At 70.9% G+C, this 17,478-nt stretch carries 13 protein-coding genes; 3 read left to right on the plus strand and 10 right to left on the minus strand.

Annotated elements, in window-relative coordinates:
- Positions 1–4: 4 nt before the first annotated feature.
- Genes JG540_RS08010 through JG540_RS08020 form a run of 3 tightly spaced genes read right to left on the minus strand, consistent with a single transcriptional unit; the run spans position 5 to position 5,699 of the window.
- Complete coding sequence (locus JG540_RS08010) at positions 5–1,627, minus strand: DUF5719 family protein (protein ID WP_200275199.1); 1,623 nt, start codon at positions 1,625–1,627, stop codon at positions 5–7.
- Positions 1,624–5,388, minus strand: a complete 3,765-nt coding sequence (locus JG540_RS08015) for a glycosyltransferase (RefSeq protein WP_200275201.1) — start codon at positions 5,386–5,388, stop codon at positions 1,624–1,626. Before JG540_RS08015 ends, JG540_RS08010 begins: the two co-directional genes overlap by 4 nt.
- Positions 5,385–5,699, minus strand: a complete 315-nt coding sequence (locus JG540_RS08020; RefSeq protein WP_200275203.1) for a WhiB family transcriptional regulator — start codon at positions 5,697–5,699, stop codon at positions 5,385–5,387. The genes JG540_RS08015 and JG540_RS08020 overlap by 4 nt, the downstream gene beginning before the upstream one ends.
- A gap of 248 nt (positions 5,700–5,947) precedes the next feature.
- Here JG540_RS08020 and JG540_RS08025 point away from each other — a divergent pair, with 248 nt between their 5' ends.
- Positions 5,948–6,706, plus strand: a complete 759-nt coding sequence (locus tag JG540_RS08025) for a TIGR03089 family protein (protein WP_267977936.1) — start codon at positions 5,948–5,950, stop codon at positions 6,704–6,706.
- A gap of 28 nt (positions 6,707–6,734) precedes the next feature.
- Here the strand turns inward: JG540_RS08025 and manA are convergent, their stop codons facing one another.
- Entirely contained in the window at positions 6,735–7,925 is a 1,191-nt protein-coding gene (manA, locus tag JG540_RS08030) for a mannose-6-phosphate isomerase, class I (protein WP_200275207.1), read from the minus strand.
- Between the two features lie 117 nt (positions 7,926–8,042).
- Between manA and rfbA the strand changes: the two genes are divergently transcribed.
- Positions 8,043–8,915 carry a glucose-1-phosphate thymidylyltransferase RfbA gene (gene rfbA, locus JG540_RS08035; protein WP_200275209.1) on the plus strand — a complete coding sequence of 291 codons (873 nt, stop codon included), beginning with the start codon at positions 8,043–8,045 and terminating at the stop codon, positions 8,913–8,915.
- Here rfbA and JG540_RS08040 read toward each other — a convergent pair.
- From JG540_RS08040 to JG540_RS08065, 6 genes are read right to left on the minus strand one after another with little or no spacing between them, the layout of a single operon-like run.
- Complete coding sequence (locus JG540_RS08040) at positions 8,860–10,005, minus strand: glycosyltransferase family 4 protein (protein WP_200275211.1); 1,146 nt, start codon at positions 10,003–10,005, stop codon at positions 8,860–8,862. The genes rfbA and JG540_RS08040 overlap by 56 nt on opposite strands.
- 26 nt (positions 10,006–10,031) lie before the next feature.
- Complete coding sequence (locus JG540_RS08045; protein WP_200275213.1) at positions 10,032–11,252, minus strand: lipopolysaccharide biosynthesis protein; 1,221 nt, start codon at positions 11,250–11,252, stop codon at positions 10,032–10,034.
- Positions 11,253–11,255: 3 nt separating this feature from the next.
- Positions 11,256–12,137, minus strand: coding sequence for a LicD family protein (locus JG540_RS08050; RefSeq protein ID WP_200275215.1), 882 nt, complete (start codon positions 12,135–12,137; stop codon positions 11,256–11,258).
- Entirely contained in the window at positions 12,137–13,009 is an 873-nt protein-coding gene (locus JG540_RS08055) for a LicD family protein (RefSeq protein ID WP_200275217.1), read from the minus strand. The genes JG540_RS08050 and JG540_RS08055 overlap by 1 nt, the downstream gene beginning before the upstream one ends.
- Positions 13,010–13,063: 54 nt before the next feature.
- Positions 13,064–13,996: a DMT family transporter gene (locus JG540_RS08060; RefSeq protein ID WP_200275219.1), complete on the minus strand. Its 933-nt coding sequence runs from the start codon at positions 13,994–13,996 to the stop codon at positions 13,064–13,066.
- Positions 13,993–15,852, minus strand: coding sequence for a phosphotransferase (locus JG540_RS08065; RefSeq protein ID WP_407648314.1), 1,860 nt, complete (start codon positions 15,850–15,852; stop codon positions 13,993–13,995). Before JG540_RS08065 ends, JG540_RS08060 begins: the two co-directional genes overlap by 4 nt.
- 136 nt (positions 15,853–15,988) lie before the next feature.
- Here JG540_RS08065 and JG540_RS08070 point away from each other — a divergent pair, with 136 nt between their 5' ends.
- Positions 15,989–17,419, plus strand: a complete 1,431-nt coding sequence (locus tag JG540_RS08070; RefSeq protein ID WP_200275221.1) for a sugar nucleotide-binding protein — start codon at positions 15,989–15,991, stop codon at positions 17,417–17,419.
- Positions 17,420–17,478: the final 59 nt, after the last annotated feature.

The raw sequence follows: 17,478 nt of genomic DNA on the forward strand, positions 1-17,478 counted from the left end.
GGGGCTAGCGCAGCAGGACGTGCCGGGAGGCCTGCGCCTGCGCCCCCGGCACGGCAGGCAGGGCGGAGACGAGCGTGCCCGCCGTCTCCCCCGTGACCTCGGTGGTGACCACCACGGCGCCGTGCACCCCCTCCCCGTCCGCGCTGGCGGTCAGGGCGCTGACGGTCTCGGGCAGGTCCTCAGGGACGGCGGTGGCCCCTGGCTCCAGCACCATCTGGCTGCTCCACTCCTCCCCTACGGCCCGCAGAGTGACGACGCGCCGCTGCGGGGAGGAGTTGGCGAGCGCCAGCTGGGGGCTGAGGCCCCAGTGCCGGGGCAGCGTGATGTCAGCCCCCAGGCTGAGGTCGGCGGTGGAGGCCTGCAGCCAGGCCCGGTCGTGCAGCAGGGCACCAGAACGGGCCGGGTACTCACCTGCCGAGCGCACCAGCTGGACGGCGGCGGCCACCGGCTGGTCGGAGGTGGTGCGCAGCGCGTAGGTGCCAGGGGCCACGCCCGCCAGGGAGACGTCGAACACCGCCCCGGGGTCCACGGTCAGGGACTCCGCCCCGGGCAGCACCCACTCGCCGTCAGCCCCCAGGAGGCTCACCTTGACGGTGGCGGGCACCTCAGCAGGGTTGGCCAGCCGCACCAAGGGCTGGTCGGAGGAGACGGGACCGCTGGCAGCCTGGCCCTGCTGCTCCGCCTCCACCAGGACCACCCCGGGCACAAGCTGCTCAGTGGCCGGGTCCGCCCCGGCAGAGACCACCTCCATGCCGGCGGCGGTCTCCCCGTCCAGGGTCTCGTCCACCAGGTGGACGCCTAGGGCCCCGCCGTCGGTGGTGACGTGCACGGCTAGCCGCCCGTCGGGGCTGGTCGCGGAGGAGGTGCCCAGGTAGACGGACTCGGTCTGGCCGGAGGGCACCGCCACCTGGCCCCCGCCGGGCAGGTCCACGGGGCCGGTGGAGCCGTAGGCCTGCACGGAGGCAGTGACGGTGGTGTTGCCTGGGTTGCTCAGACGCAGCTCGGCGTAGCTGCCGGGGCGGGTGGAGCCAGCCACCACCCAGGCGGTGCTGCGCGGCGCGGTGCACGCGGCGGTGGCCAGGCCCCGCAGGTCACCTGCCTCCATGAGGGTGGCGGAGTGCCCCATGCCCTCTGCCGGGCTGCTCCCATTGTGCTTGACCGACAGCACCCCGCCCTCCGCGAAGTCCTGCACCTGGGGGCTGCCGCTGGGCAGGGCCTCGCCCTCAAAGCTAGCGGTGGCCCCGTCCTGGACCGCGAGCAGGCTGGCTTGCCGGACCTGGTCATAGTCGGCTACCTCCAGGCCGTTGCCTGCCGCTGGCGGGCAGATCAGCAGGATGTCGCGGTCGGGAGCGGCCAGCGGCTGGGTGCGCACCGGGTTCACAGGTGCCACGGGAACCATGGGCGCGCCGAGGGTAAGGCCGGTGGCCCCGGCTGCCAGGGCCAGGCTGAGCAGCGGCCCCACCGAGGCACCCAGGGACCTGGGGCTGGCCTCCCGCAGGGAGGCCCAGGCTCCTGCCAGGACCTCCTTGGGGCTGGGGCGCTGACCCTCCGGCCGCCTGCGCAGACGGCCGGAGCGGATCCGTTCGCTGCGGGTACGGGAGGTACGGTACTTGCGCTTCTCACTCATGAGCCGTCCCTCCGGCGTCGCAGTGGCACCGCAGCGAGGGCGGTAGCTCCGCACACGGCCCAGATCGTCAGCGACATCAGCTGGTAGGGCAGGCTCTGGTGGCGCACCTCCAGCCTGCCGCCAGCGGCGGGCACCTTGAATGCCTGGCGCCAGCCCTGGGGGTCCGGCACGGGTTCCAGGGCCCGGCCGTCCAGGGTGGCGCGCCAGCCACGGTCGGCGCGCTCCGCCAGGAAAAGGGTCCGCTCCTCCCCACCAGGGGCGGCTGGGACCTGGGCCTGCAGTGCCCCCTGGGGCCAGGGCAGGAAGGTGGCCTCCGCGCTGCCGGGGCTGGCGAGCGCCGCGCCGGAGACCTCTTCCCCGGCTGGGGCGGAGACCCGCCAGGCCCGGCCCGCGTGGGTGCGGGCCAGCTGCTCCAGACCGGGGGTGGAGTTGATTCCGGCGGCGGCCTCGGTACCGCTGGGGCCCGTGTCAGTGAGCAGCACCACGGCGACGCCGTGCCGGGCCAGGCCGGTGGCCACGGCCTCGTCCTGCCCGGAGGTCAGCTGCACCACCAGCTGGGCCAGCTCGGTGCCGGCGACGTCGCTGCTGAGGCTCACGGGGCCGCCCTCCGGGGCGGCGCCTGTGAGCAGGCCGGTGCTAGGCCGGGGCCGGGCAGGCTGCCCCGTCGGCTGGGTGACGCGGGCGGTGCTGACGGACCTGGCTACGGGCAGGGAGTCGAGCAGGGAGTGGCCGTCGGCGCGCCACAGCGAGGCGGTAAGCCCCTGGCTGTCCGTGCCTATGGCCAGGACCCGGCCACCGGTGGCCCGCTGGGTCTCGGTGGCGATCGCGGGGACCGCGCGCCCGCCTGAGCGCAGCATCATCAGGGGGCCGCCTGCACCCGTGTGGACGGCCCAGGACCAGGTCACCAGGAGGCTGGCAGCGGCTAGCAGGGACGCGCCGTTGAAGGCCGCCACGCTCAGGTGCCGCCAGCCGAAGCTGTGCCGCACCAGGTGGCTGTGCGCACGGTCGAGCACAACCACTCCGGCGAGCACCAGCCCAGCCTGGAGCAGGCTCACCCCGGTCCCGGCCCAGCCGGGAACAGTCACCAGGCCGCCAGCAGGCTCCGCTGCCTCCAGCCCGAGTCCCGTGCTAAGGCGCAGCTTTAAGTGGGCCACCAGCAGGCCCGCTAGGGCCACTACCAGGCCCACGCGTGCGCGGTGGCCGGGGCGGGCCAGCAAGGGCACAGACATAAGGGCCAGCACCAGCAGGACCAGGGAGCACACGCGCATGACGGCCAGGGCGGTCCCTGCCAGGCCGAGGCCGCTGGGAGCTGCGGGCAGGCCCAGCAGCAGGTCCAGGGACCCAGGCGCCTGCACCGCCACCGGGTTGCCGATCTCGGTGGCCAGCAGCCGTAGCGCACTGGTCAGCCCCTGCCTGGAGAAGACGGAGCCAGTGCTGTGCGCGGCCCGCAGCGCCACCCACCACGAGGGAACCATGAGCACGAGCACCGGTGCGAGGGTCAGCAGGAGCCGTTTGCGGGCCCGCCAGCCCCTCAGCAGGGCCGCCGACACCAAGGCGGTCAGCAGCAGCACCAGCACGCTGCCCACCAGGGCGTCCGCCGTCGCCACCGCTCCCAGCAGGAGTCCGGCGGCGGCGGCAGCGCTCACCGAGCCCGGACCGTACTGCTCGGTGGCTGCGGCCCGGATGCGGGCACCGCGCCGGGTGGAGGCGGAGACGACGACCCCGGTGCCGTCGTCCACCACCGGGGTGGAGGGGTCGTCGTCCACCGGGCCCTGGGTGCCCTGTGCCGTCCGACGGGCCGTGTCCGCCCTGGGGGCCTCGTCCCGACCGGCCTGCGCGGGCCGGGAAGGCTGGACCGGGCGGTGGGCGCGGTCGGCGTCAGAGAGCCGCTGGGCGCCGACCATGCCGGAGAGGATCACGTCCCGCCGGTCGTCCCCCAGTGCCCGGGACAGCGCCATCAGCGCCCAGGGGAGCACGAGGTGCACCAGCACCGCTGGCAGGCGCCCCTGCCCCACGGCCAGGAAGAGCGTGGGGGCGGCCGCCCAGGTCAGGGCGGCCCAGGCGCGCACCGCTGGCCTGCGGGAGACCGCACCGGCGGCGTACCAGGCCCCCAGGGCCGACAGGGGAACTGCCAGCACCAGCAGCAGGCTGACCAGGGTCTCCGCCTTGACCCCCAGGGGGGCGAGCAGCAGCAGGGGCACGGAGAGCACCGCCAGCAGGGGGTTGGGGGCGGTGGGCAGGCCGTCACCGCTGGACGCCCAGCTGCTCCAGGCTGCTGTCCAGGCCTCGTGCCAGCCCATGCCCAGGTTGACCAGCGCCCCGCCCGTCAGGAAGCGGGTCACCAGGACCCGGGAGAGACCCACTGCCCCGGCCACGGCGGCCAGCAGCAGGACCAGGCTGAGCACTGCGCGCCTGGTGGTCTTGATGGCACTGAGCTCGCGGACCTCCAGCTCGCTGGGGGCAGCGGCGCGGGCCGCCCGTTCCCGCAGCTGGCGGCTGTGGTCGCGACGCAGGGCGTTGATCCGGCGCGAGCTGATGTACAGCTCCCGGATGAGCGAGCGGTCAGCATCGCCGAAGCCCGCCAGGCGCTGCCGCTCGGAGTCGATCTCCGGGCGCCGGCGGAGCACCTCGGCGGCGGCCTTGACCTCGTCAACGGCCAGACCGGGCTCCTTGGCCAGGAGCCGCCAGGCACCGCGGAGCACGGCCAGCACCTGGAAGTATGCGAGCAGCAGGCCCAGGGGGCGGGCGGAGAAGGCCGCCCAGGCGCTGAGCTGGGCGGTGCGCCGCGCCCGGAAGGAGCGGTCCGGGTCTGGGTCGCTGGCGGTGGCAGCGGGCGCAGGCGCGTCCGGCTCGGGCAGGGCAGCGGGACGCAGCCCCAGGTAGCTGGCCCGGCGGTGGCGCAGGCGGGCGGAGGGGACCACCACCACCCGGTGGCCGCTGAGGCGGACTGCGCGCGAGAGCTCCAGGCCGTCCCCGAAGATGGGGAACAGGGGGCTGGACCCGCCTACGGTCTCCCACAGATCCCGCTCGATCAGGGCCCCGGCGGACCCCACGGCCAGGACGTCAGAGCGGTCGTCGTGCTGCCCCTGGTCGATCTCACCTTCCGCGATGTCGTTGGCGCGACGGGCGGAGGCGGTAGTAACGAGCCCGACCTCCAGCAGCCGCTCGGGCCGCTCCCAGTCGATCTGCTTGGGTCCTGCCAGCCCCACGGACCTGGAGGTCCTGATGGCGGAGACGAGCTCAGCCAGGCAGGTGGGTGCGGGGGCGCAGTCGTCGTGCAGCAGCCAGAGCCGGGCAGCCTCCACTCCGGCCTGGGGGGAGGTGGCGGCGGCGACCTGCACCCGCTCCTCCTCCGTGATGGGAGACATCGCCCCGGTGGGGCCGCTGAGGGTGCCGGGGCCGTCCGCCTCGGAGGACTGGGCCCGGGAGCGCCAGCGGTTACCCGTCTCGACCAGCTTGGTGTAGGCCCGCAGGCCTTGACTGACAGCGTCCCGGAACCCACGCGCCCGGGGGCAGCGCACGATCCTTACGGGGGCCTTGCTGGTCAGGCCAGCGGCCTCCACCAGCTCCTCTACCGGCGTGCCGTCACCCAGGCCGTTGTCACGGGAGGCGGTGTCGACCACCAGGATGACGTCAGGGAGCAGGGTCTGGGCTGCCAGGGAGCTCAGGGCCTCCGGCAGGTACGGGGTCGAGCCAGCGCTTACCAGGACGGCGACGGTCCCGGCCCGTGACGGCGTCACGCGGGTGCCCGATCTGCTCATACCGCCCGGCGCTTGAGCTTGCGGCGCTCCCGCTCAGACAGCCCGCCCCAGATCCCGAAGCGCTCGTCGTTGGCCAGGGCGTACTCCAGGCACTCCTGGCTCACCGGGCAGCTGTGGCAGACCTGCTTGGCCTCACGGGTGGAGCCCCCCTTCTCCGGAAAGAAGGACTCGGGGTCGGTCTGGGCACACAGGGCCCGTTCCTGCCACGCGAGCGGCCCGTCGTCCTGCGCCCCGAAGATGAGCAGCAGCTCGGCGTCGTCATCGGCTGACGTCGGGGCGGAAAACGGCCCCTCGCCGAAGATGTTCCACATGACGCCTCCCTGGCGAACGACTCGTGACTGGCTCTTCAAATTACACGTGTGTCGTCCCAACCAGTCAAGCCCTTAAGTGCTAGCCAGGACGCGACAGGGGTAGACCTTAGTCCCTATTGCTAGAGACACACTAATGACTCCCATCACACCTGCCAGAGGTGCTATCGTTGCAATCTCGCCGCTTGCCCGCTGCCACCCGGTAGCGCACCCCGGACCAAAGACCCTCAACATGAAGATGAGAATTGCTAGTGAACTGTGATCTTAACGTAATTCTAGAATCAAAAGGTGCTAGCGCAGCCGCCGCCTTGACTTGGTACAACCCCGCAGAACGCATAGAACTCAGCGGCCAGGTATTGAGCAAGTGGCTTTCTAAGGTGACAGCAATGATCACTAATGAGTCGGAGATTGGTAACGGTTACGAACACCTAGCCGTCCACCTGGCCCTGCCCGTCCACTGGCGAACGGTCGTCTGGGCCTGTGGGGTCTGGCGTGCTGGTGGAGCCGCGGTCCTGGGCGCTGGCCCGGAGGTCAGCCGCTGGCAGGAGGAGCATCCTAGCGCCTCCCAGGCGGTCCTGTCCGTGGCCTCCCAGCCAGAGGACCTGCTGCCGCAGGCACCGGTCCAGGCCCTGCTCCCCCTGCCCTCCCTGGCCCTGCGCTGGCCAGGCCCGCTGCCCCCGCTGGTCCTGGACGGCGCCGCCGACCTCATGGGCTGCCCCGACGTCTTCCCCGCCACGCCGGCCGCCCCCGAGCAGCTGGCACTGACGGCGGTCGGCGGGCAGGGGCAGGCGCAGTCATGGACCCGCGGCCAGCTGGCGGCACAGGCCGCCCCACCCTCAGAGACCATTCCTGGCAATCCGGTTCTGGTGCACGAGCAGGAGCCCGCGCCCGCACTGCTCGGCTGCCTACGGGCCTGGGCCAACGGCGGGCGGGCCGTGCTGGTCGCGCCGGAGGCGGACGCCGCGCTGCTCACCGCCGTCGCCCGGCAGGAAGGGTGCGCCGCCGCCTAAGGACCACGCGCACCAGCCGGCTAGCGGGCTAGGGGACGTCCACCTGCACGAGCTGGCCCGCACCCTGTACCCGCAGGCCCTTCTCGTCGTCCCCCACGAAGGCCCCCTGCCCCTGGGAGAGGGTCAAGGCACCGACCGAGGTGGACACGCGCAGCCTGCCTGAGGCCACCAGCAGCAGGCGGGCCCCGCGCCCGGGCACCGGCACCAGCCCGTCCGCAGGCTCCACCTCCGTGAGCAGCAGCTCAAAGTCCTCCACCGGGGCGTAGTAGGCCCGGGTCGTCCGGGACAGGTACTCGGGCGCGGGGCGCACCGGCGGGGCGGCCACGTAGTCCACGCAGGTCAGCATGGTCGGCACGTCCACGTGCTTGGCGGTCAGCCCCGCCCGCAGCACGTTGTCCGAGGAAGCCATCACCTCCACCCCCAGCCCGGAGACGTAGGCGTGCACCGAGCCGGCCGGGATGAACAGGGCCTCCCCCGGCCGTAGGGTCACCGGGTTGAGCAGCAGCGAGGCGGCGACGCCGGGGTCTGCGGGAAAGTCACGCGCCATGGCGACCACGTTGGAGTAGGCACGTACGGAGGGGGCCTCCCCGCGCTCCAGGCGCAGCCGGATCTCCTCCACCAGGGCGGCCAGATCCTCCGGGGTGGGCCGGGTCTGGGCCGAGACCAGCTCGGTGAAGGCGGTCCTGATCCCGTAACGGGTGGGGTTCAGGCGCAGGGTGCGACGCATCCGGCGTGCCACCGGGGACTCCAGCCCGGCCAGGACCTCTGCGGCGCGCCGGGGCGCCCGGAACCCGGCCACCGCCTCGAACTGCTCCAGGGCCAGCACCATCTCCGGCTTGTGGTTGGCGTCCTTGAAGCTGCGCACTGGCGAGTCCAGCGGGACCCCGGCCGCCTCCTCGGCGGCAAAGCCCTCCGCCGCCCGTTCAAGACTGGGGTGGACCTGCAGCGACAGGGAGCGGGCGGGGGCGATCAGCTTGAGCAGGAAAGGCAGCTGCCCCTCGAAGCGGCGGACGACGTCGGCCCCCAGGTAACGCTCCGGGGCGGAGGAGACCAGCTCCCCCAGGGTGCGCCCGTCAGCCAGCCGGGACTGCCCGGCCGGATGGGTACCGAACCAGAGCTCGGCCCAGGGCTGGCCGTCAGGCTCCACGCCCAGCAGACGCGGCAGGGAGGACAGCGACCCCCAGTCATAGCGCCGCCTGGCTGGAATCAAGCGCTCCACAGGTCCTGCCCTCCTAACACCCGAGACTAGGGAGCCTAGCGGGCAACAGGCACACGGTACAGGCACGACACCACGAAGAACTCCCCACCGGCGCCCAAAATGGGTCAGACTGTGCCCATGCGAGGCATCATCCTGGCCGGCGGCTCCGGCACCCGACTCAACCCGATCACCCTGGGCACCTCCAAGCAGCTGGTACCCGTATACGACAAGCCCATGGTCTACTACCCGCTGAGCACGCTCATGCTCGCGGGGATCCAGGACGTGCTGGTCATCACCACCCCGCACGACGCCGAGAGCTTCCGGCGGCTCCTGGGCGACGGCTCCCGCCTGGGGGTCAACCTCTCCTACACCGTGCAGGAGCAGCCCAACGGGCTGGCCCAGGCCTTCGTGCTGGGGGCGGAGTTCATCGGGGGCGAGCCTGCCGCCCTGGTGCTGGGCGACAACATCTTCTACGGCCCGGGCATGGGCACCCGGCTGCGTCGTCACACCAGCCCCGACGGCGGGGTGGTCTTCGCCTACCAGGTGGCTGACCCCACGGCCTACGGGGTGGTGGAGTTCGACAGCAGCTTCAAGGCCATCTCCATCGAGGAGAAGCCCGCCCGCCCCAGGTCCGACTACGCGGTCCCCGGCCTGTACTTCTACGACAACGACGTCGTTGAGATCGCCAGGAACCTCAAGCCCTCCGCCCGCGGCGAGTACGAGATCACCGACGTCAACCGCACCTACCTGGAGGCGGGCCGCCTGACCGTGGAGGTGCTGCCGCGCGGCACCGCCTGGCTGGACACCGGCACCTTCGACTCCCTGGCCGACGCCACCGGCTTCGTGCGCACGATCCAGCACCGGCAGGGGCTCAACATCGGCTGCCCGGAGGAGATCGCCTGGCGCATGGGCTTTATCGACGACGAGGGCCTGCGCGAGCGTGCTGAGCCACTGGTCAAGTCCGGCTACGGCCAGTACCTGCTGGACCTGCTGTCCCGCGAGCGCCGCTGAGCACCTGCTGCGCGATCGCCTCGTACTGGCGAGCCCGCTCGGGCCAGGTCCACGGGGCGATCGCCGCAGGCCCCCACGCTCGGCCTGGGGTTGTCAACGCTGCCCGCAGTGCATCTACCAGACTGTTCTGGTCGCGCTGCGGGCAGACCTCTACCGGAGCGCCCTGCTCACGCAGCACCTCCGCCCCTGGAACAGGGTAGGTGACTACCCGACCACCTTCAGCAAGCGCCTCCAGGAGCGTAGTCTGGAAGCCCTCAGACAGCACCGTCGGGTTGACCAGGGTCGCCCCGGCCAAGCTGGCGCGGACCTCTGCCTCACCGACCCGGCCACGTACATCCACGACGTTCGCCAGTCCCAGGTCGGCGCACAGCCTATGAGCCTGCTCCAGCTGCGGCCCACCGCCCAGCAGCTCCCCGTCGACGTCGTGCCCATCAGCGCGCAGCGTGGCCACTACGTGCAGGAAGGTCTCCCAACCCTTCCCCGGCACTACACGACCTACAAAGACCAAGTGGTTGGTCCTGTCAGGCCTATCGGAGTCAGGAACCGGCGGGGTGATGGCGTTGTGGAACACCTCTGCCCGCACCCCGCAGAGCCTGCTGGCGAAGGCCGCCGACTCCTCCGAGACCGCGAGCACCCTGTCCGCGTGCCGGAGTACGTAGCGGCCCACGGTCAGGTCCACGGTCCTGGAGCCCAGGGCCACCAGAGAGGAGGTGGAGGACACGAAGCCGCTGCCGTGCTCCGTGTGGATCACCGGTACCCCGGCCCGGCGGGCAGCCCGCACCCCCAACAGGCTCATAGGGAAGAACCGGGTGTGGGTAGAGACCACCTCGATCCGGTGAGCGCGCAGGAAGCGCGCGACGACCGTTGTGGCCCCTAACCGGGGGAAGGTGATGATCTCGGCGACCTGGGCACTGGCCCGGCCGGTGAGGACCGTCACCTGCCCGTCCTGCCTGCGCTCGGGCACCTCAGCCAGGTTAAGGACCCAGACCTGGTGGCCGAGCGCCGTCAGCTGCGCGGCGAGGTGGGCCACATGCGTCTCCACTCCGCCGACATGTGGAGGGTAGTGGTTGACGATAAAGGCGATCCGCATGGCCTGCGCGCTCCTCCTGGGTGGGGTCAGGTCCTGGCCAGGACCTGCACTGCGAAGGCTAGTACCAGGGTGCCGGAGGCCAGCCCGTAAGCCAGGCAGGCTCCTAGTAGCCCCCAGGCGGGGACCAGCAGGACGCAGGCCAGCACGGTCACGACCGCCGCGACCAGGTACCCGACCAGCACCAGGTTCTGGCGGCGCATGGTGGTCAGGGCGTAGTAGAGCACGACGCTCAGGGAGTTCAGGGCACCGCCGACCACGAGCACTATCAGCTCGGTGTGGTAAGGGCTGGCTTCCACCTTGAAGACCAGGTTCAGCAGCGGGATGCCCAGGAACCAGGAGACCACCGCCACCACGCCGGAAGCGCCGGCTGCAGTGAGCAGGCCGCGGCGCACCAGGGCCCGGAAGGCAGCAGACTCCGCCCCGGCCCACCGCTGGGCCATGCGTGTCAGCAGCGGCCGGAACACCAGCAGGGACAGCAGGTTGATCGCCACGGCCGGCATGAGCAGCACCGCGAAGAACCCTTGGGCGGAGTCGTCCAGGTAACGGTCGATCGCGAACCGGGGCGCATTGGCCAGCAGCATCGCCAGGAAGGAGGCCAGGAAAAGGGGCAGGCAGGACACCAGCACGGCCTTGGTCTGCGGCCACGACCAGCAGGGGCGCAGCGGGAACAGGGTCCTGGCAGGGGGCACGAAACCAGCCCACAGTACTGCCGTGGAGGCCGCCAGGGTGACCAGCACGCTGCCGAGCAGGCTACCGGTGACCACCAGCATGAGGCAGAAGACCCCGGTGGTGGTGGTGATCCGTAGGAAGCTGGCCCGCCCGCCCAGGTCCAGGCGTCCGGCACGTTGCAGCTCGCTGTAGTAGACGTCCTCGTAGGCGTCGAAGCAGCGCAAGGAGGCCACCAGCACGATCAGGACCCCGACCTCTAGCCCCTCCTGCCGCCAGACGGCGTAGCCGAGTATGCCCACCAGCATGAGGCCGACCGTGAGGATCCGGGTGGCGTGGTAGACCCCGAAGCTGAAACGGTGGCGCACGTCAGTCACGTGGTAGGTGCGGACCTCGTACATACCCAGGGTCTGCATCTGCTGGCCCACAGAGATGGCTAAGGAGTAGACCCCGGCGCTGCCGATACCGGCCCGACGGCTGACGACCATCAGCATGACCACCAGGGACAGGGCGCTGGCCAGGGAGGCAGCGGTGTTCCACAGGTAGTCACGGCCCAGCTGGGCCCCCTCCTTGCTGGCCAAGGTCTAGACCTCCTGCGGGCCATGGGACCCGAAGTCAATGTGGTACGGCTGGTGGCCGACTCGTTCTGACTCCGGTGGAAGCTGGAGGTAGTCCCCGTAGCCGCGCCGCAGCACTTGGTCGGCCTGCCGCGGCAGGCGCACGAAGATGTCCTCAAAGGGCACCAGCTCTGCCGGGAAGAGCTCATCCTCCCGCACCGACCAGCGCCGGGGGTCACGGGTTGAGTAGTCTCCCAGCACCCCGGTGGGGGCGTGCTCGTGACGGCGGGCAGCCCGCTCCCAGCGTCCTTGCAGCACCCGCGGGCTCATCCGGGCGGCCCGGAGCAGCCAGTGGACCGTGTGGGTGGCTGCTGACACCCCCTGACGCAGAGGCGTGGGCAGGTTGACGCCGGGGCTGGGGGTGCCGCGCAGGAACAGCAGACGGCCCCACATCCAGGTCGCCAGCACCTGGCGGCGGTACGCGCCCGGCCGGTCCGGGAGGACGTCCAGGGGAAAGACGTCCACGCCGATAGGCATGCGGAAAGCCCTTTTACGTGCAGCCTGGGATATAAACTCCGTGCCTTCCAGGCCCAGCACCGCGAAGGTCTGCGGGTAGCCGGGGGTGTGCCGGGCCTCCAGCAGGCGGAAGCCTGGGGCCAGGAGGTCCGGCCCTTGGGTCAGCAGCTTCTCGTAGTCGGCGCGGGGGACGCACACGTCGGCGTCGTCGTCCCAAGGGATAAAACCGCCGTGACGCACAGCGCCTATGGCGGTACCACCGTAGACGGCGTAGCGGATGCCCAGCTCCTCACAGACCCGGTGCAGCTCGGCCAGGGCCTTGAGGGTGGCCCTGTGGATGCCCTGCAGCACCTCCGGGTCGGGACCTGCTGCGGAGAGGTGCTCGGTGCCCATCAGTCCAGCTCCTTGGCGTAAGGGCCGAAGTCGACCTGGTGCGGATTGTGGTTACGCCGCTTCTCCACAGGGGGCAGCTGCATGTAGTCGCCGTAGCCCCGCTTGAGCAGGGTGTCGTACTCCTGCGGGAGCATAACCGTGATGTCCTCGAAGGGGACGTCTCTGGTGGGGAACAGCTCCTCCTGGCGCACCACCCAGTTGCGCGGGTCGCGCATGGTGAAGTCCGCCATGACGCCGGTGGGCTGGTGCTCGTAGCGCCGCACGGCCCGCTCCCAGCGCCGTTGCAGGCTGCCCGGCGTGACCCGGGCGGCTCGCAGCCCCCAGTGGGCCAGGGTGGTGGCGGCGTAGACCAGCTGGCGCCGCACCGGGCCGACCCCCACCAGGTAGGGGCGGGGGGTGCCCAGCAGGAAGAGCAGGCGTCCCCACAGCCAGCTGCGTCGGCTCATGGCCTTGAAGGCTGCCGGGTCCTCAGGGATGTTGTCCACCGGCAGGATGTCGATGAACATCGGCATATGGTAGCTGGAGCCCTTGGCGAACTCCGGCACCAGCAGGGTCCCCTTGAGGACCATCTTGGTGAACATGAAGGGGAAGTCGGGCACGGTGCGGGTGTTGTGCAGCGCGTACTCCTCCCCGAGCAGCGCGGGGGCCTGCTCCAGGAAGCGCTCGTAGTCGGGGCGGGTCATCAGCACGTCGGCGTCGTCGTCCCAGGGGATGAAGCCGCCGTGGCGCACGGCCCCGATGGCGGTGCCGCCATAGACGGCGTAGGGGGTGCCCAGCTCCCGGCAAACGCGGTCGAACTCCCCCAGGATCCGGGTCAGCAGGGTGTGCACCCCCGCCAGCAGCTGGTCCTGCGTAGGCTCGGCGCCGTTCATCTGCTCCTCCTGTCGGCTGGAGCCGCCTGACTGTGGTCAGGGGCAGCCATGATCTCATGCGGCCCAGCGGCGGGGCACGAGCCCACGCGGGTCCGGGGTGGCGGCCAGCACCGTGCCCACCAGTAGCACCACGCAACCTCCGACCTGCAGGGGGGAGGGGGCGCTGCCCTGTAGCAGGAAGGCGAAGACCACCGCCCAGGCGGAGTAGGAGATGTTCAGGGCCATGCCCCGGGAGGCCCCGATCGTGCCCAGGGCCTTGTAGTAGAACAGGTAGGAGGTGGAACCGGCCAGGGCGGCCAGCACGATCACGCCGGTGGCCGGGCTCAGGGCCGCCTGCCTGCTGAAGTCCAGGGTCCCGGTCAACGGGGCCACCACCGCCAGGTAGGCGAGCGCGGAGGTGGTCTGGCGGATGTGCAGCGCGGTCTCGTTGTCCACGGCCTCGTCCCGCATCCCCCAGGTCAGCACCACGGCCTCGGAGCCCCAGCCGACCACGCAGGCCAGCGCCCCGGCGATGCCGAGCCAGGCGTTGCCGTGGGTGGCCTCGGTGGAGGTGGACCAGCCGATGGTGATGATGGCGCCCAGGGCTACCAGCAGCGCCACGACCTGGTGGGGACGCAGGCGCTCCTTGAGGACCACGAAGGCCAGGAAGGTGCCCACCGCCGGGTAGAAGGTGGAGGTAATGGCGGTGTAGGCGGGGCCGATGTTGTTGATGGCCACCAGGTAGCCACTCATGCCCACGGGCCCGCCGAGCAGCGCCCCCAGGGCCACCACCTTGCCGCTGCGGGTGCGCAGGGCGGCCAGGCTGTGGGACAGGCGCCCCCGCACCCCCATGTAGACCAGCAGGATCAGGGCGCTGGCCAGGTCGTGCGCCAGGGCGCTGGCCAGCGGCGCCTCAGCCGCCCCCAGGAAGGGGGCCCGGGCCACCGCCATGGCCAGGATGACGGTGTCCAGGCCCCAGGTGGCGCCGGAGAGGATCCCGTACCTCATGCCAGGGACTCCTCCCTGGGCGCGTCACCGGCCGGGTCCTGCTCCTGCTCGTAGCGGGCCAGCAGCTCGTCCAGGCCGCCGGTGGCGTGCCGGTAGTAGACCAGCAGCCACTCGCCGACGTCGTCGCCCTCACGCTCCTTGAGCAGGGACCACACGTACCAGCACCAGCCGGCGAAGACGACGTAGGCCCGGTAGTGGCGCTCCTCCGCCGGCGTGGCGGGGCGGCCCAGGTAGGCCTGCAGGGCCCGCGCGGCCAGCTCCTCGCTGAGCTCGGCGCAGACCACCATGGTGCCGTAGTCGCTGGCCTCGTCGGACATGCCGGCGTACTCCCAGTCGATCAGGTCCAGCCTGCCGGCGGGGTCCACCAGGAAGTTCAGCGGGAAGAAGTCGTTGTGGCTGGGCACCAGGGGCAGGCCGTCGGCGTCGACCAGCTCCTTGAGGCGCAGCACCTTGGCGCGCAGCTCGCCGTAGCCGGGCACGTCGATAGGGCCGTGCCCCTGGAGCAGGGACTCGTAGCGCAGCCCCTCGGCCACGAAGTCGAAGTGGCGGGACAGGCGCCTGCCGGACTGGTGGACCTGGCGGCACATGCGCATGGCGCCCTCCAGCTCCTGGGGGTTGGTGGCGTCCAGGTTGCGCGCCTCGGGGACGAAGCGGGAGATCTTCCAGCCCTTGGCGGGGTCACCGGTGACGAAGGTGGAGTCCACGCCCAGGCCGGAGGCGAGGTGCAGGGCCTCGAACTCCGCCTGGCGGTCCACCATCTTCTCGGTGCCGGCCCCCGGGTGTCGGTAGACGTACTCCTGGTCCCCCACCGCGAAGTGGCAGGAGAGGTTGGTGATGCCCTGCTTGAGGGGGTAAAGGTCGGTGATCTCCTCCGGGGAGCAGCCCAGTGCCGTGGAGATGTTGTCGAAGACCTCGGAGTCCAGGTTCTCCAGGAAGTGGGGGTCGAAGGCCCGCAGCTCGTCCAGGGAGTCGAACTCGTTGATGACGCCGTCGGGGTACTTGCGGATGACCATGTCCAGCTCCTTGACGTGGTCCAGGTAGATGGCCTCCCACAGCTTGGGGGCGGTCTGGGGCAGGTGGTAGACACGCTCCAGGACCTGGCGGAACCGGGTGGAGAAGGCGCGGTCGAAGTAGACGTGGCCGAGCATGGTCCAGGCGTCGGCCCCGCCCACGGTGGCGCCGGTGATGCGCCCCCCGGCGCCGGTGGCCAGGCACCACTCCTCGGTGGGGCCGGAGGCGTACTGGGCCGAGTAGTAGGCCTTGTAAACGTGCGACTCGAAGGGGTTGACGGTGAAGTAGTCGTCTGAGGAGCACACGTAGGTGTTGCCCAGCAGCTCACGCACCAGCCACAGGGAGCTGTTGTTGTTGCGTGAGGCGTACTCCCGGTTGACCACCAGCCTGGCCCCGTAGCGCTCCGCGAGCTGGAAGAAGTACTCCTTCTTGTAGCCGACGACGATGGTGATGTCGGTTATGCCCGCCTCCTGGAGCTGGCGCAGCTGGCGCTCCATCAGGACCTCGCCGCGCACCTTGAGGGTGCCTTTGGGGCGCTCGTAGGAGATGGGGGCGAAGCGGCTGGACATACCCGCGGCCATGATGACGGCGTTCTCCACGCGGTAGGGCTCCAGGGCGGCCCGGCCTGCCGGGGTCAGCTGCCGGTCCCTGACGAGCCCGGTGGCCTCCAGCGCCCGCACCGTGGTGTTGACGGCTCCCAGGCTCATGCCGGTGGACTGGGCCAGCTGGCGCTGGGTGAGGGCGGCCTGGGTGCGGTGGAGCGCGTGCAGGACGTCGAACTGGCCTTGGCTCAGGTCATTGGTCAAGGAGAACCTCACGTTCAGGTGCGGCAGAGTCATCAGCATGTTCGAATATAGACCATGAACCAGCATCCATGAACACCAGGTGGGTCATACCCCTGCGGAGCGCTCCCGGCTAGAATCACGGCGTTCCCCTGCGCCCGCGCACGGGCGCTAGCAGCAACCACCTGAGGACCAGCCAATGACCATGACCCCCAAGCCCCTGAGGATCGAGACCACGCCCATCCCTGGCTTCCTGCGTATCGACCTGACTGTCCACGGGGACAACCGGGGCTGGTTCAAGGAGAACTGGCAGCGCGAGAAGATGCTGGCGCTCGGCCTGCCGGACTTCGGGCCGGTCCAGAACAACATCTCCTTCAACGACGAGGTGGGCGTGACCCGCGGCATCCACGCCGAGCCCTGGGACAAGTTCGTCTCCGTGGCCACCGGCCGTGTGTTCGGCGCCTGGGTGGACCTGCGTGAGGGCCCTACCTTCGGTACGGTCTACACCTGTGAGATCGACCCCTCAGTGGCCGTGTACGTGCCCAAGGGCGTGGGCAACGCCTACCAGACCCTGGAGCCCAACACTGCCTACACCTACCTGGTGAACGACCACTGGTCCCCCGAGGCCCGGTACACCTTCCTGAACCTGGCTGACGAGACGGTGGCCGTGCCCTGGCCCATCCCCCTGGAGCAGGCGATCCTCTCTGACAAGGACAAGGCCCACCCGCGCCTGGAGCAGGTCACGCCCTTCCCCGCCCTGCCCGCCCGGGGACGCCGCGTGCTGGTCACGGGGGCCAAGGGCCAGCTGGGCCGCGAGCTGATGCGCCAGCTGCCCGCCGCCGGGTTCACGGCCACCGGCGTGGACCTGCCCGACTTCGACATCTCCGACCCCGCCACCGTGCAGGCGGTTGACTGGTCTGCCTACGACGTCGTGGTCAACGCGGCTGGCTGGACCGACGTCGACGGGGCGCAGAGCGCAGCCGGACGTAGCCAGGCATGGCAGGCCAACGCCACCGGCCCGGCCCACCTGGCCCGCGCCGCCAGCAGGCACGGCCTGACCCTGGTGCACGTCTCCAGCGAGTACGTCTTTGACGGCAGCGCCGAGACCCATCTGGAGGACGAGGCCCCCAGCCCGCTGGGCGTCTACGGGCAGTCGAAGGCCGGGGGCGACGCCGCTGCCGCCGCCTGCCCCACGCACTACCTGGTGCGTACCAGCTGGGTCGTGGGCGAGGGCCGCAACTTCGTGCGGACCATGGCCGAGCTGGCCCGGCGGGGCACCAAGCCGCAGGTAGTCTGCGACCAGGTTGGGCGCCTGACCTTCACCAAGGACCTGGCTGCAGGCATCATCCACCTGCTGTCCACGCAGGCCCCCTACGGCACCTACAACCTCTCTGGCACGGGCCCGGCCGCCTCCTGGTACGAGGTTGCCAGGCTGGTCTACCAGCTCACCGGGCACAACCCGCAGGACGTCTCCCCTGTGACCACCGCGGAGTACTACGCAGGCCATGAGGGTATCTCCCCCCGCCCAGCCCACAGCACCCTGGACCTGAGCAAGCTGACGGCCACGGGCTTCACCCCCGAGAGCTGGACCGAGGGCCTGGAGCGGTACCTGGGCGAGCAGCAGGTCTGAAGACCTGCTGGCGGGCCCGAGGAGAAGATTCTTGGCATCCCCGGCCCGCCAGCCCAGCC

The sequence above is a fragment of the Actinomyces weissii genome, from assembly GCF_016598775.1.
Taxonomy (GTDB): domain Bacteria; phylum Actinomycetota; class Actinomycetes; order Actinomycetales; family Actinomycetaceae; genus Actinomyces; species Actinomyces weissii.